Source organism: Streptosporangium sp. G11, from assembly GCF_051192615.1.
Lineage (GTDB): Bacteria > Actinomycetota > Actinomycetes > Streptosporangiales > Streptosporangiaceae > Streptosporangium.
The window spans coordinates 127,304-141,873 of the sequence record NZ_JBPJUQ010000004.1; the positions used below are offsets into that span (position 1 = coordinate 127,304).

Consider the following 14,570-nt stretch of genomic DNA (forward strand, 5'->3'; position numbering starts at 1 on the left):
TCTTTCGGGTATGCGCTTTACATCCGCACCAAGGCGAAGCACGACGATCACACGCCGGGCGCAGGCGGCCCGACGGTCTCTTCACCAGCCGCGAAGGAAGAGAAATGGCCTTTCACGTCGACTCCGAGGTCGGCCGGCTCCACCAGGTCCTGCTGCACAAGCCGGAACTCGCCCTGAAACGGCTCACGCCGTCGAACAAGGACGACTTCCTCTTCGACGACGTGCTGTGGGTGCAGCGCGCCGTGGAGGAGCACGAGGAGTGGCAGAAGCTCCTGGTCGACCAGGGCGTCACCGTCTACATGCTCTCCGACCTGCTCCGCGAGACGGTCGAGATCCCCGAGGCGCGCAAGCACATCCTGGACGGCGTCGCCGACGAGCGCTACTTCGGCCCGATGGCCGTCGACGCCATCCGCAACGCGCTGGACTCGATGGACTCCATCACGCTCCAGCGCTATCTCACCGGCGGCATCACCAAGCGCGAGCTGGTGGACATGGGCACCGAACCCAAGAGCCTCGCCTTCCACACGCTCAGGCCGGACGACTTCGTCCTGCCCCCGCTGCCCAACCACCTGTTCACCCGCGACACCTCCTGCTGGATCTACGACGGCGTCTCGATCAACGCGATGAGGAAGAAGGCCCGCCGCCGCGAGACCGTCAACATGGAGGCGATCTACCGCTACCACCCGGCCTTCGCGCCCGGCTACGACCGGCCGGACGAGGGCGGCTACAACGTCTGGATGCCCGGCATCCCCGCGGCGCCCGCCACCATCGAGGGCGGCGACGTGCTCGTCATCGGCCGGGGCGCGGTGCTGGTGGGGGTCAGCGAGCGCACCCAGCCCCAGGCGGTCGAGATGCTCGCGCGCAGCCTGTTCAAGCGGGGGGCGGCGACGAGGATCGTCGCGCTGGACATGCCGAAGGCGCGGGCCTTCATGCACCTGGACACGGTCATGACCAACGTGGACGTCGGCGTCTTCACCAAGTTCGCGGGGCTGGGCATGCTGCCCTCCTACACGGTCGAGCCCGGCGACAACGAGAAGGAACTCAAGATCACCGACCATCCCCCCGAGGACATGCACCGGGCCATCGCGCGGGCGATCGGGCTGGACGACATCAAGGTCCTCAGCGCGACGCAGGACGTGTACGCCTCCGAGCGGGAGCAGTGGGACGACGGCTGCAACGTGCTGGCCCTGCGGCCCGGCGTGGTGGTGGCCTACGAGCGCAACACCACCACCAACAACCACCTGCGCGAGAACGGGATCGAGGTCATCACGATCCGGGGCAGCGAGCTGGGCCGCGGCCGGGGCGGCCCGCGCTGCATGAGCTGCCCGCTCGAACGCGACGGCGTCTGACGCACCCCGTTCGCCTTCGCGATCGTCGACGCCGGCGTGCCCGTCCCGCGCCGCCCCGGCGGGCATGCGGGCACGCCGCCGATCCCCGTCCGCGGACGGACGTGACCGTCGCACCGGGTATTCCCCGCCGACGCCTCGTTCAAGATCATACGCCCGGCGCCGCGCCCGGCGACAACGTTGCCTCGAATCCAGCAGAAGAGGCGGGAATCCGGCGGAAGTCCCGTAAAAACCGGAGGTTTCACGATGCTCGGTAGGACAAGTGCGGCGTTTGAGGCGGACCCCATCGGACCGGATTCGACATCTTTTTTCCAATCAGCTTGACCTTAGGCGCCCACCGCTTTACCGTCACTGTCCGTAACCACACCTCGTGGCGTTATCGGGTGAACCCTGACGCACCGGTCACCGAAGGTGCCTACCCCGGGCGCCAACCCGGTGAACGGGGCATAAGTTGCGAGGTAGCACAATCAAGTTGAGAGCACTACATAACAGAGCCGGGGGGCCACACCATGCCGTCTGAGTACGCCAAGTCGCTGGGTGCACGACTCCGCGCCATTCGCACCCAGCAGGGCCTGTCCCTGCACGGAGTCGAAGAGAAGTCCCGCGGGCGCTGGAAGGCGGTCGTCGTCGGCTCCTACGAGCGTGGCGACCGTGCCGTCACCGTGCAGAAGCTTGCCGAACTGGCTGATTTCTACGGAGTGCCGGTCTCGGAGTTGCTGCCGGGAGGGGCCGCTCCGAGCCCCCTTGGCCCGACACCGAAGCTTGTGATCGACCTTGAGCGTCTTGCCCAGCTCCCCAAGGAGAAGGCGGGCGCGCTCGCCCGTTACGCGGCCACCATCCAGAGCCAGCGTGGCGACTACAACGGCAAGGTGCTGTCCATCCGCCAGGAGGACCTCCGCTCCCTCGCCGTGATATACGACAAGTCCCCCGGCGAGCTCACCGAGGAGCTCATCAGCTGGGGAGTGCTGGACCCGGAGGCTCGCCGAGCCGTCGAGTCCTTCTGACGGCCTGACCGGTCGTGGGTACGCCGGAACCGGCGTGCCCACCCCGCAGAGAATCTTGCTCACAGCAGAACGTGCCCTTCGTCCCGCCCCCGGCTACAGCCATTGTGGTAGGAAAAGGCAAACATGCATTTAGCGAGATGTGGTGGACATGGCCCCGGGAGATGATCGGCTTGATCACTCTCGATCGAGCCCGAAAAACCGTCTCCGCGCTCTCATGGCGTCATTGGGATCGACCAAGACGCGTGCCTTCCTGCGGCTGCTGACCTCGATCGGCACCACCCAGACCCAGGACACCCTGAAACTCCTGCCGTTCGTCGTCATGGCCGTGGTGGCCCTGATCGACTTCGGCACGGGCCCCACGTCCGGCCTCCTGCCGCTGCTCGCCCTCGGCCCGGCCTTCGCCAGCGTGGCGTGCGGCCTGGCCCGTACCACCGTGGTCGGCGTCGTCGCCCTGGTGCTGTGCTTCGCGCTCGGCGCCTACAACGACATCCTCTGGATGCCCCGCACCGACATCACCCTCCTCGCCATCCTCGGCGTCACCGTGGCCAGCGTGCTGGCCAGCGCCGGGCGGCTGCGCCACGAACACCAGCTCGCCGACGTACGCTCGGTGGCCGAGGCCGCCCAGCGGGTGCTGCTGCGCCCGGTGCCCCGCCGCGCGGGACCGGGCATCGGCGTGGCCGTCTCGTACACCTCCGCCACGGCCGAGGCCAGGATCGGCGGTGACCTGTACGAGGTCGTCACCACCCCGCACGGGGTCCGGATCATCGTGGGAGACGTCCAGGGCAAGGGCCTGGAGGCCGTGGAGACGGCCGCGGTGGTGCTCGGGGCCTTCCGTGAGGCGGCGCACGACGAGAGAACGCTCCAGGGCGTCGTGGCGCGTCTGGAGAACGCCCTGACCCGCGAGCTGTCCGGCGAGCAGTTCGTGACCGCCGTGCTGGCCGAGATCAGCGGTGGTTCCACCATCACCGTCATCAACTGCGGCCACCCGGCGCCCATGGTGCTCGGCGCCGACGGCGGGATCTGGTTCGCCGACCCGCCGGACGAGGCGCTCCCGCTGGGCATGAGCTCCCTCAAGGCCAGCGAGCCGCAGCCGCACCACATCCCGTTCGAGCCGGGCGACCAGGTCCTCTTCTACACCGACGGGGTCATCGAGGCGCGCGACGGGGCGGGCGAGTTCTACCCGCTGCTGGAGCGGGCGCACCTGCTGGACGGCGCCGACCCCCAGGACTCGCTGGACGCCCTCCGCGCCGACCTGCTCAACCACGTGGGCAGGCCGCTGGGCGACGACGCGGCCATGCTCCTGCTGCGTCACCGCGCCGCCCGTCAGAACGCCACGGCGGCGGCCTGAGGAACGGCGGCGTTAAACGTCCCCGTACGTCCTCGTGCCCGCCGGGAGGACCGATGGGCACGGGAACGTACGGGGACGGCGCCGGTGAGCTCTCGGCGCGGCGCTCCCGGGCGGGAGGCCGCTCCGGGCTCTAACCGGCTAGGGGGACCTGGCCGGGGAGCATGGGCTGGCTCGGCACGCCGAGCAGCTTCTCCACGGTGGTGACGAAGCGCTCGGCCTCGGAGATGAGCTCCTCGGCGTCTCGCGAGGACACCGTGCGGGTCAGGCCCGCCTCGGCGGCGGCCCTCTTGGCCGCGCTCGTCTCGAAGTAGGGGGCCCACTCGGCCAGGCGGGGCTCGGCCTCGGGCAGCAGCTCCCAGGCGCTGCGCAGCCTGCGCCTGCGGCCCTGCATCGGACGGGGACGGGCCGCCAGGACGGCGGCGGCCGCCCTGAGCGCGGCGAGGTGGGCCGCGACGTAACGCGCGGCGGAGGTCCGGGCGGCGGCGGCCTCTTCGAGGCAGTCGCGCGCGTCTGTGAGGTGCGCCCGCACCGTGGGGGACAACCGGGGCCCACCGGAATCGCTGAGCCGAGGGGTCATAGTGCTTCAGCCTCCTTGGTCGCAAGCGGCTCCGGCGTTTTCGCCGGTGGTATCACACTCTCAGACCCCACCGACAAACCCACCGGACGGCCGGACGAGGAGCTTCCCCTCTCCCCGCCCGCCCTGACCTGGCCCGATCGTCTTCGCCGAAGACGTGGACCCGATCGGCCGCCCTTAGAACACGAGCCGCGAGCCCCGTGTCATCACATCGAACATAAATTCGACCACTAATACTGTCAAGTAAAACGGCGAACAAAAGTTCGATCTTCGGGTGTGTGAGGGCGGGCGGGCACGCGAAAGGGCCCCGGGAGATCACCGTCTCCCGGGGCCCCGTTCGCCGCCGGCGGGGTCTCCCCCGCCGGATCGCCCGCTCCGCCGCCCTACCGGACGAACCTGCCCCGGACGTGCACCGGCACTCCCGCGCCGAGCAGGCCGGGAAGGACCTCCGCCACGTGCATCGGCAGCCGTACGCAGCCGTGCGAGGCGGGCGCCAGCGGCACCGACAGCGCGCCGTGGAAGGCGATGCCCCCGTTGAAGAAGATCGGGTTGTAGAGCTGGCCCAGGTAGGACTTGTGCCAGCCGTCTCTGCGCCAGGTGGTCTTGTAGTCGCCCGTCGGCGTGCGGGCGTCGCCGCAGAACCGCTGGGCCCTGCCCTCCCAGGTCGCCGTCTCGCAGTAGGAGATCCCGCTGCCGGAGGAGGTGTGGCTGACCAGCCTCACCACGCCGCCGACGTAGAGGACCATCACCTGCTTGGCGAGGTTGACCTCGACCCGGGTCGGCTTCCCGTTGGGAACGAGCACCTTCGGCGCCAGCGGGGCCTCCAGGGCGTCCCAGGTCCGGCGCGCCACGGTGCTGGTCGGCGAGAGGCCGTTGACCTTCTGGAAGGCCCAGACCGCAGCCAGGGTCGCCCCGCCGTAGCGGCCGTCGATCCTGCCCGGGGCGTAGCCGAGCTCGGCCAGCCGGGTCTGGAGCGTCCTCACCGTGGCGCCCTTCGCGCCGAGCCTGAGCGTCCTGCCGGGTGCGACGAACGGGGCCGCCCCCGCCGTCACGGTCGCCACGGCCGAAGAGGCCGGGGTGGCAGGGGAGGCCGAGGTCTGGGCCGCGGCGGCACCCGCGGAAAGGGTGACGCCCGCGGAAGAGAGGAGCACGGCCCCCGCCGTCATCAGCGCGGCCACTCCCAGCCGCTGTCCAACCCCCACTTTCAATCAACTCCTCATATCACTATGGATCAGGTCAAGGGACCATAGCGCACGGTTTCCCCGCGCAGGAGGCCGGTTATAGACCGGCAATCAACGGTCAATCTGTTTAGAGTGTCCGCGTGTCAGAAAAGTTGCATCCGAACATCGAGAAGGTCGCCGCCGTCCTGCGAGAGCACGGCGTTCCCGGCGAGATCGTCATCTTCGCGGAGGCCACCCCGACCGCCGCCACCGCGGCCGCGCAGCTCGGCTGCGAGGTCGGCGCCATCGCCAACAGCCTGATATTCGACGCCGACGGCGAGCCGCTCCTGGTGCTCACCAGCGGCGCCCACCGGGTCGACACCGACCTGATCGCCAGGACGGCCGGCGTGACGAGGGTGAGGCGCGCCGACCCCGCCTTCGTGCGGGCGGCCACCGGCCAGGTCATCGGCGGCGTCGCCCCGATCGGTCACCCCGCCCCGGTCAGGACCCTGGTCGACACCTGGCTGGGTAAGCACGAGGTCGTCTGGGCCGCCGCGGGCCATCCGCACACCGTCTTCCCGACCTCCTTCGACGAGCTCGTCCGCATCACCGGCGGGGTCCCCGTCGAGGTCGAATGACGGCTTTCCGCGACGCCTGAGCGCCGTGCTCACGACACGGCGCCGGGCCGGGCCCACCGCGCCGGCTCGGCCTGGACGGCCCGGACGGCCCGCACGACACCCGCGAGAAGCCGGTCAGGCCGCCCGGGGCCGGTCTGCGGGCCGGCCCCGGGCGGCGGTAAACCTCGTGGTGAACGCCGGATACCGCTCCCCCACCTGGCGGAAACCCGCGCCGCGCCCGCCCTGCTAGGGTGCGACGCGTGATCGGACTGCGACGGATCGGCCCCGACGAGTTCACTCTCCGGCTGGACGCGGTCCTGCGCGTCTACACCGAGGCGATGAACCCGCCCGCCGACCAGGTCGCCGGCCGCAGGCTCATCATGGGAAACCACGCCACCCATCCCGCCTTCACCTGCCTGTTCGCCGAGCTCTCCGACGGCACCCCGGTGGGCATCGCCTACGGCTTCCACGGGGTTCCCGGCCAGTGGTGGCACGACGTGGTCAGGCGGGCCCTGGCGGAGAAACACGGCGAGGGCAGCGCCCGCGGCTGGCTGGGCGACGCGCTGGAGCTCGCCGAGATCCACGTCCACCCCGACTACCAGGGCAAGGGCATCGGCCGGGCGATGATCACGGGCATGTGCGCGGGCCGCCTGGAGCGCACCGCCGTGCTGTCGACCCGCGACCAGCCCACCGCGGCCCGGCACCTCTATCGGAGCGTCGGCTTCGTGGACCTGCTCACGCAGTTCGTCTTCCCCGGCGGGCACGAGCGCTACGCGATCCTCGGGACCGTCCTGCCGCTGGACGGCTGAGCCACCGCCACCCGGCGGGCGGCCTCCGCGACCCCGTTCTCCGCCGGGACGCCGCCCTCCCCGGACGTCCCGCACCGGCGCGCGCCTCTCCCGCGAAACCGGCCCGCGCGATCAGGCGGGCCGGGTACGGTGCGACGGGACCGGGCGGCCACGCCAGGCCCCGGGTGCCGCGTCCCAGGCGGGGCCGGGGGCGGCCCGGCGGCGTCAGACCGGCAGCGGGGCGGTCGGCGACGTGTGGTCGAGGGCCTGGAAGACCTCGCGGGTCGCGCTGGAGCGGTTGAAGGTGATGAAGTGGATGCCGGGGGCGCCCTCGTCGAGCAGGGTCTGGCAGAGCTCGGCGGCGTGCTCGATGCCGAGGCTGCGCACCGCGGCCGGGTCGTCGGCGACGGCCGCGAACCTCTCGGCCACCTCCGGCGGGAACGGCGCGCCGGAGAGCTGCTCGGACCTGGCGATGGTGCTCATCTGCGTGACGGGCATGATGCCGGGGATGATCGGCGTGTCACACCCGCTGGCCGCCACCCGGTCGCGCAACCGTAGGTAGTCCTCGGCACGAAAGAACATCTGGGTGATCGCGTAATCGGCGCCCGCACGGCACTTGCGCACGAAGTATTCGGTGTCCGACTCGATCGAGCCCGACCTGGGGTGCTTGTAGGGGAAGGCGGCCACGCCCACGCAGAAGTCGCCGGACTGGCGGATCAGCCGGACGAGCTCCTCGGCGTACAGGACGCCCTCGGGGTGGCGCACCCACTCGCCGGTCACGTCGCCGGGCGGGTCGCCCCGCACGGCGAGGATGTTGCGCACCCCCGCTCCCGCGAAGCGGCCGATCAGGTGGCGCAGCTCGCGGACGGAGTGGTTGACGGCGGTGAAGTGGGCGACCGGGGTGAGCGTGGTCTCGTGGGCGAGCCGCTCGACGATGTCGACCGTGCGGTCGCGGGTGCTGCCGCCCGCGCCGTAGGTGACGGACACGAAGGTGGGGTGCAGCGATTCCAGCTCGCGAACCGCGCGCCAGAGCTGACGCTCCCCCTCGTCGGTCTTCGGGGGGGAGAACTCGAAGGAGAACGAGCGGGCACCGGCGGCGAGGAGCTCGCGGACGGTGGCGACACGATCAGGGAGGACAGATGCGCGACCCAGAGCCATGGGGTCAAGGATACTTGCCCGGCCGTCCGGGCGCCCGGACAGATCTTCCCCGCCGCCCGCGGAACGGGCTTGTGACAATTACCGCGTAAAACAACCACCCCTCTAGATCGAAATGTCCCCTTGGACCGTTAATCTCATTACCTGACCTCCTCCTGCCGCCGAAGCCGGGGGATTCCAATTTTCATAGATTGGGTTTCCTGCCGCATGCCCGTCGCACGGAACCCGGAGGTGTCGTGCCCCACATTGGTCCCACAGGCGTTCCACCTCTCCGCCGGGCCGGCGGAGAGGATCTTGTCGATCATGCGTACGGTGGTCGGGGTGTCATCACCGCCGGTCACGCCGCCGGGACGTACGGCGTCGTACCGCGTTTTCCCCCCAGAGCTGAAGCCCAGGGTCTCCACACTGGAGGTATTCGATGATCACTTCTGCAGCCGCGCTGGACACGATCCGCTCCGAGGTGGACCGTTCTCTTCGGCGATTCGTCGAACAGCAGCGCCCGCAGGTCAGCGCTCCGGAGCTGGCGCCGCTCGTCTCTGCGGCCGAGGACTTCCTCGCGGGTGGCAAGCGGCTGCGACCCGCCTTCTGCTACTGGGGCTGGCGCGGCGCGGGCGGGGGTGACGATCCCGCGCTCTTCTCCGCCGCGGCCTCGCTGGAGCTGCTCCAGGCCAGCGCCCTGGTGCACGACGACGTGATGGACGCCAGCGACCTGCGCCGGGGCATGCCCTCGGTGCACCGCAGGTTCGAGGAGCTGCACAGGAAGGCGGGCTGGCACGGCTCGGCCGAGCAGTTCGGCGAGGGGGCGGCCATCCTGCTGGGCAACCTGATGCTGATCTGGTCCGGGGAGATGTGGCGGAACAGCGGCCTGCCGGCCGCCTCGCTGGCGGCGGCGCAGAAGGTCCACGACGACATGCGCACCGAGCTGATGTGCGGGCAGTACTTCGACCTGCTGGAGCAGGCGCACGGCGAGGGCACCTTCGACAGCGCGCTGCGGGTCGCCCTCTTCAAGAGCGGCAAGTATTCCGTGGAGCAGCCGCTCAGGCTCGGCCTGGTGCTGGCGGCCCGGGGCAGGGAGCCCTGGATCGACCGGCTCTGCGAGGAGTACGGGCAGTCCGTGGGCATCGCCTTCCAGTTGCGCGACGACATCCTCGGCGTGTTCGGCGACCCGGACGAGACCGGCAAACCGGCCGGCGACGATCTTCGAGAGGGCAAGCGGACGATGCTCATCGCCCGCACGCTCGCCGTGGCCTCGGAATCCCAGGCCCAGGTGGTGCGCACCACGCTCGGCGATCCCGGCCTGGACGAGGCCGGGATCGACCGGCTGCGCCGGATCATCGAGGAGACGGGGGCCCTCGTGGCGTGCGAGGACCTGATCAAGGGGTATCTGGAGAACGCCCTCGGCTCGCTGGAGGGCGCTCCGATCCTGCCCGAGGCCCGCGCGGCCCTGGCCGACCTCGCGGTGGCCGCCACCTCCCGGCGGACCTGACCGCGCGTCCGGGGCACACCCGGCCGGTCCGCGACGGGTCGGCGAACAGACCGGACCTCCCGGCCGGAGAATTCGGCGAACAAAGCAGACCGCCCGGCCGGAGAATTCGGCGAACAGGCCGGACCGCCCGGCCGGGGAAACGGTCCTCGCCGGGCGGATGGCCTCAGGCGGGGGCGGCCAGCCTCCGCTTGAACTCCTCGGCCGCCGCCTTGGGGTCGTCGGCCTCGGTGATGGCCCGCACGACCACGACCCGGCGCACGCCGTACGACATGACCTCGTCCAGGTTGGCGAGGTCGATGCCGCCGATGCCGAACCAGGGCCGGTCGGTCTCCAGCGCCGCGGCATGCCTGAGCAGGCCGGGGCCCGGGGCGAACCTGCCGGGCTTGGTGGGCGTCGGCCAGATCGGGCCGCAGCAGAAGTAGTCGACACCGGGCTCGACGGCCGCGGCGGACGCCTCCTCGGGGGCGTGAGTGGAACGCCCGATGAGGATGTCGTCGCCGAGTATGTCGCGCGCGACCCGTACCGGCAGATCATCCTGGCCGAGGTGGAGCACGTCGGGACGGATCGCGTAGGCGATGTCGGCCCTGTCGTTCACGGCCAGGAGGGTGCCGTGGCGGTCGCAGGCCTCGCGGAAGACGGCGAGGAGATCGAGCTCCTCGCGCGCCTCAAGACCCTTCTCGCGCAATTGCACGATGTCGACGCCGCCCGCGAGGGCGGCGTCGAGGAAGTCCGCGAGATCTCCCCGGTCACGGCGCCCGTCCGTACACAGATACAGGCGGGCGTCAGAAACCGAGGGCTTGGGCACGTCTCTTCACCTCGGTGTGGCGACCCGCCACGATCGCGTCGACCGGCGAGCCCGGCAGCGTGTCGTCGGGGGTGAAAAGCCAGCGAAGGGATTCGACGTCGTCGTATCCGGCGTCCAGAAGCACCGTGAGGGTGCCGGGGAGGCCCTTGACGACGTCTCCGTCGGCGAGGAACGCGGCGGGGACCTGCGGCTCGCCGCCGCCCCTGCGCACTCCGATGAGCTTGCGGTCCTTGAGAAGTTGCTTGGCGCGACCGGCGCTCAGGTTGAGCCTTCTGGCCACCTCGGTCAGGGTGAGCCACTCGCCCACCAACTGGTCGGTTTCCCGGTCGATCTGCGCAACAGAAAGCGTCACGAATCCACCACTACCACATCGAGCCCTTCGCCAAACACCTGGCGGCGAGGTTACGCCACCGTACAGTCGCGCAACGCTATCGCAGGGTCGGTGAGGCGGTGGACGTCGAGGCGCTGCCCGCCCTCGATGAGACGGCGTCCCTGGACGAGGTCGCGGGGGCGGTTGACCGACAGTACCGCGGTGAGCCGGTCGTCCTCGGTCACCCAGCAGACCGCCCATCTGGGCTTCCCCTCGGCCGCCGGGTCGCCGCGCCGGATCATGCGGGCGCCGTCGTGGTGGCCGGCGTACTGGACCATGTGGCCGAACTGCTCGGACCAGAAATAAGGGACCGGGTCGTAGACGGCGGCGTCGCCGACGAGCGTGGCCGCCGCGACGTCCGGGGCGCCCAGGGCGGTGTCCCAGTGCTCGACCCGGAGGCGGAGGCCGTAGCGGCGCGACCACCAGGCCGCGCAGTCGCCCACGGCGACCACGTCCGGCAGCGAGGTGCGCAGGTGCTCGTCGGTGACCACGCCGTTGTCGAGCCTGATGCCGGACCCGGCCAGCCACTCGGTCGCGGGCCGCACCCCCACGCCGGTGACGACCACGTCGGCCTCGATCGCGGAGCCGTCGGCCAGGGTGAGGCCCCCGTGGTCGACGGAGGCGACCATGGTGCCCAGGCGCAGGTCGACGCCCGCCTCGGCGTACCAGGGGGCGGTGTACGCGCCGACCTGGCCGAGGGCGGCGGCCAGCGGGGTGTCCGCGGCCTCGACGACGGTCACGGCGCAGCCCGCCCTGCGGGCGGCGGTGGCCACCTCGGCACCGATCCAGCCCGCGCCGACGACGGCGACCGCGGTCCCCTCGCCGAGCAGGGAACGCAGCCGGAGCGCGTCGTCGATGGTGCGCACCACGTGCTGGGGGCCGTCTCCACGCAGCCTGATCGGGCGGGCGCCGGTGGCCACGACCAGGCCGTCGTAGGCCAGCTCACCCTCGGTGGTCTCGACCACGCCGGGGTGGAGCCCCTTGGCGGACACGCCCGCACGGAAGTCGACCTCGAGCGCGTCGAGGTCGGAGTCGACGACCGTGGAGTCGGTCTCGCCGAGCAGCACTCCCTTGGACAGGGGCGGGCGGTCGTAGGGCCGGTGCCGCTCCTCTCCGATCAAAGTGATCTTGCCGCCGAACCCGCGGGCCCGTAACGCCTCCACGCTGCGCACGCCGGCCAGGCCGGCTCCAACCACCACGACATGATTCACACTTCCCGACCATAAGCGGGAACCCCGTACTCCTACCAACGGTCGTTGATAACGAAAACGGGATTTACCTCACATCTGACGCGCTGAGCGTGTTGTCCGAGCCCTTAGGGTGGGGGGAGAAGACGCGCGGGAGCCCGGAACGCACCGGGCTGAGAGGAGGGCTGCGGGCGAAGAAGGACCCCTGTGAGCTGGTGATGTGCGAGGAGACGCGCCCCGTGGCGCGGTCCGGCACGGCACGGGCGAGCGAGGTCCTGAAACGGCCGCGAGCGAGCCCTCGACCGCCACGAACCTGATCCGGGTCATGCCGGCGAAGGGAGCGGAGCACGTATGGCGGACCATTTCGATCTCCTCGTCGTCGGCGGGGGCGTGATCGGCCTGTCGGTGGCGTGGCGAGCCGCCACCCGGGGCCTGAGAGTCGCGGTGGCCGACCCCGCACCGGCCTCCGGCGCCTCGCACGCGGCGGCGGGCATGCTGGCCCCGGTCAGCGAGGTCACCTACACCGAGGAGCCGCTGCTGCGGCTGGGCCTGGCCTCCCTGGAGCGCTGGCCCGCCTTCGCCGCCGAGCTGGCGGACGCCAGCGGGCACGACCTCGACTACCGCACCGACGGCACGCTCGACGTCGCCTTCGGATCGGACGACCTGGCCGCGCTGGACGACCTCGCCGCCTTCACCGCCAAGCTGGGCCTGCCCGCCGAGCGGCTCACCGGCCGCGAGTGCCGCCGCCTGGAGCCCATGCTGGCCCCCGCCGTCCGCGGCGGCCTGCTGGCGGGCGGTGACGCCTGGGTGGACCCCAGGAAGGTCACCACGGCGCTCCTGGCGGCCCTGGAGCGCGCGGGCGGCGCCCTGGTCCGCGCCCGCGCGGCCGAGCTGCTCACGACCTCGGGAACGGCCACCGGGGTGCGCCTGGCGACCGGCGAGACCGTCGGGGCCGACCTGGTGATCCTCGCCGCCGGGGCCTGGTCGGGCTCCCTGGAGGGGGTGCCCCCGGAGGCGCTGCCCCCGGTGCGGCCGGTCAAGGGCCAGATCATGCGGCTGCGCTCCCCCGCGCCGATCCTGCGGCGGTGCGTGCGCGGGGTCGTACACGGCTCGCACGTCTACCTGGTGCCGCGCGGCGACGGGGAGACGGTCCTCGGCGCCACCCAGGAGGAGATGGGCTTCGACACCCGCGTCACCGCCGGAGGGCTGTGGGAACTGCTGCGCGACGCGCGGGAGCTCGTCCCCGGGGTGACCGAGCTGGAGGTGGCCGAGGTCGCCGCGGGACTGCGCCCCGGCACCCCGGACAACCTGCCGCTGATCGGTCCCACGATCGTGCCCGGCCTGCGCCTGGCCACCGGGCACCACCGGGGCGGGGTCCTGCTCGCGCCGCTCACCGCCGATCTCTGCTTGGAGGAGACGGGCGCGACGGGAGGGGTGGACGAGACGGGAGAGACGGGCCCGGGACTCTCCGCGATCTGCTCGCCCCTCCGCTTCGGGGAGCGCGCTTCCCGCGAGCACCGCTCCCGGGAACACGACCCCCGAGACCGCGGCTCCCAGGACCTCGACCCCCAGGACGGCGGCTCCCGGGCCCTCGACCCCCGGGACCGCGATTCCCAGGAAACCCCGCCGAGGGAACACCGCCTCCGGGAGCACACACCGCAGGAGTACCGATGAACGTGACCATCAACGGCGCCGCGCACGAGTTGCCCCCCGGGGCGACCGTCGCACAGGCCGTACAGCGGCTGACCGGTGTGCGGAGCGGGGTGGCCGTCGCGGTGAACGACGAGGTCGTCTCGCGCGGCGCCTGGGAGTCCACGGCGCTCGCGGAGGCCGACCGCGTCGAGGTTCTCACCGCGGTCCAGGGAGGTTGACGGGCGATGACGGATGTGGCGGACATGGCGGACGACCTGATCATCGGCGGCGAGAAGTTCTCCTCCCGCCTCATCATGGGCACCGGGGGCGCCCCGTCCCTGGAGATCCTCGACCAGGCGCTCGCCGCCTCGGGGACCGAGCTGACCACGGTCGCGATGCGGCGGCTCGACCCGGCCGCGCGGGGCTCGGTGCTCGACGTGCTGCGCCGTCGCGACATCAAGGTGCTGCCGAACACCGCGGGCTGCTTCACCGCCGGCGAGGCCGTGCTGACCGCCAGGCTGGCCAGGGAGGCGCTGGAGACGAACTGGGTCAAGCTGGAGGTCATCGCCGACGAGCGCACCCTGCTGCCCGACCCCATCGAGACCTTCGACGCGGCTGAGCGGCTGGTCGCCGACGGGTTCGTGGTGCTGCCCTACATCGGCGACGACCCCGTGCTGGCGCGCAGGCTGGAGCAGGCGGGCTGCGCGGCGGTGATGCCGCTGGGCGCGCCGATCGGCTCGGGACTGGGCATCCGCAACCCGCACAACATCGAGCTGATCGTGGAGTTCGCGAACGTGCCGGTGATCCTGGACGCCGGGATCGGCACGGCCAGCGACGCGGCACTGGCCATGGAGCTGGGCTGCGACGCGGTTCTGCTGGCCACCGCGGTCACCCGGGCACAGCGCCCGGACCTGATGGCGGGGGCGATGCGCTCGGCCGTCTCCGCGGGCCGGGCGGCCCGCATGGCCGGGCGGATACCCCGGCGTCGCTACGCGGAAGCCTCCTCTCCCTCGATCGCCAGGCCGACGATCGTCGATCGATAGAAAACCACCACGTCTCGGCATCGGTTTGGGATTCAGGCATCCTGTCGGCGCCAAA

At 71.4% G+C, this 14,570-nt stretch carries 15 protein-coding genes; 9 read left to right on the plus strand and 6 right to left on the minus strand.

The features are described 5' to 3' along the window. The first annotated feature begins 104 nt into the window (after positions 1-104). From ACSDR0_RS05880 to ACSDR0_RS05890, 3 genes are all read left to right on the plus strand, one after another. Positions 105-1,349 carry an arginine deiminase gene (locus ACSDR0_RS05880; protein WP_435287698.1) on the plus strand — a complete coding sequence of 415 codons (1,245 nt, stop codon included), beginning with the start codon at positions 105-107 and terminating at the stop codon, positions 1,347-1,349. Between the two features lie 506 nt (positions 1,350-1,855). Further along, positions 1,856-2,350 carry a transcriptional regulator BldD gene (gene bldD / locus ACSDR0_RS05885; RefSeq protein WP_435287699.1) on the plus strand — a complete coding sequence of 165 codons (495 nt, stop codon included), beginning with the start codon at positions 1,856-1,858 and terminating at the stop codon, positions 2,348-2,350. A 214-nt stretch (positions 2,351-2,564) separates the two neighbouring features. After that, on the plus strand, positions 2,565-3,698 hold the full coding sequence (locus ACSDR0_RS05890) for a PP2C family protein-serine/threonine phosphatase (protein ID WP_435287700.1): 1,134 nt from the start codon (positions 2,565-2,567) through the stop codon (positions 3,696-3,698). 130 nt (positions 3,699-3,828) lie between these two features. Here the strand turns inward: ACSDR0_RS05890 and ACSDR0_RS05895 are convergent, their stop codons facing one another. Further along, entirely contained in the window at positions 3,829-4,275 is a 447-nt protein-coding gene (locus ACSDR0_RS05895) for an SAV_6107 family HEPN domain-containing protein (RefSeq protein ID WP_435287701.1), read from the minus strand. 380 nt (positions 4,276-4,655) lie between these two features. Then, positions 4,656-5,474, minus strand: a complete 819-nt coding sequence (locus ACSDR0_RS05900; RefSeq protein ID WP_435287702.1) for a L,D-transpeptidase family protein — start codon at positions 5,472-5,474, stop codon at positions 4,656-4,658. 119 nt (positions 5,475-5,593) lie between these two features. Here ACSDR0_RS05900 and ACSDR0_RS05905 point away from each other — a divergent pair, with 119 nt between their 5' ends. Beyond that, on the plus strand, positions 5,594-6,070 hold the full coding sequence (locus ACSDR0_RS05905; protein ID WP_435287703.1) for a YbaK/EbsC family protein: 477 nt from the start codon (positions 5,594-5,596) through the stop codon (positions 6,068-6,070). A gap of 239 nt (positions 6,071-6,309) precedes the next feature. Continuing rightward, entirely contained in the window at positions 6,310-6,858 is a 549-nt protein-coding gene (locus ACSDR0_RS05910) for a GNAT family N-acetyltransferase (protein WP_435287704.1), read from the plus strand. Between the two features lie 204 nt (positions 6,859-7,062). Here ACSDR0_RS05910 and metF read toward each other — a convergent pair whose 3' ends face one another. Beyond that, positions 7,063-7,995: a methylenetetrahydrofolate reductase [NAD(P)H] gene (gene metF, locus ACSDR0_RS05915; protein ID WP_435287705.1), complete on the minus strand. Its 933-nt coding sequence runs from the start codon at positions 7,993-7,995 to the stop codon at positions 7,063-7,065. Positions 7,996-8,410: 415 nt separating this feature from the next. Between metF and ACSDR0_RS05920 the strand changes: the two genes are divergently transcribed. After that, on the plus strand, positions 8,411-9,478 hold the full coding sequence (locus ACSDR0_RS05920) for a polyprenyl synthetase family protein (RefSeq protein ID WP_435287706.1): 1,068 nt from the start codon (positions 8,411-8,413) through the stop codon (positions 9,476-9,478). Between the two features lie 163 nt (positions 9,479-9,641). Here ACSDR0_RS05920 and thiE read toward each other — a convergent pair whose 3' ends face one another. From thiE to ACSDR0_RS05935, 3 genes are read right to left on the minus strand one after another with little or no spacing between them, the layout of a single operon-like run. After that, complete coding sequence (gene thiE / locus ACSDR0_RS05925; RefSeq protein ID WP_435287707.1) at positions 9,642-10,283, minus strand: thiamine phosphate synthase; 642 nt, start codon at positions 10,281-10,283, stop codon at positions 9,642-9,644. Further along, positions 10,261-10,635 carry an Rv2175c family DNA-binding protein gene (locus tag ACSDR0_RS05930; protein WP_329092950.1) on the minus strand — a complete coding sequence of 125 codons (375 nt, stop codon included), beginning with the start codon at positions 10,633-10,635 and terminating at the stop codon, positions 10,261-10,263. The genes thiE and ACSDR0_RS05930 overlap by 23 nt, the downstream gene beginning before the upstream one ends. 50 nt (positions 10,636-10,685) lie before the next feature. Further along, complete coding sequence (locus tag ACSDR0_RS05935; protein ID WP_435287708.1) at positions 10,686-11,852, minus strand: NAD(P)/FAD-dependent oxidoreductase; 1,167 nt, start codon at positions 11,850-11,852, stop codon at positions 10,686-10,688. 339 nt (positions 11,853-12,191) lie between these two features. Between ACSDR0_RS05935 and thiO the strand changes: the two genes are divergently transcribed. From thiO to ACSDR0_RS05950, 3 genes are read left to right on the plus strand one after another with little or no spacing between them, the layout of a single operon-like run. Next, the gene (gene thiO, locus ACSDR0_RS05940; protein WP_435287709.1) at positions 12,192-13,514 is read left to right on the plus strand and encodes a glycine oxidase ThiO; all 1,323 of its coding nucleotides are present in this window, start codon (positions 12,192-12,194) and stop codon (positions 13,512-13,514) included. Further along, entirely contained in the window at positions 13,511-13,711 is a 201-nt protein-coding gene (thiS, locus tag ACSDR0_RS05945; RefSeq protein ID WP_344745009.1) for a sulfur carrier protein ThiS, read from the plus strand. The genes thiO and thiS overlap by 4 nt, the downstream gene beginning before the upstream one ends. Before the next feature lie 24 nt (positions 13,712-13,735). Further along, a complete protein-coding gene (locus tag ACSDR0_RS05950; protein ID WP_435287873.1) occupies positions 13,736-14,515 on the plus strand; it encodes a thiazole synthase in 780 nt (259 codons plus the stop codon). Positions 14,516-14,570: the final 55 nt, after the last annotated feature.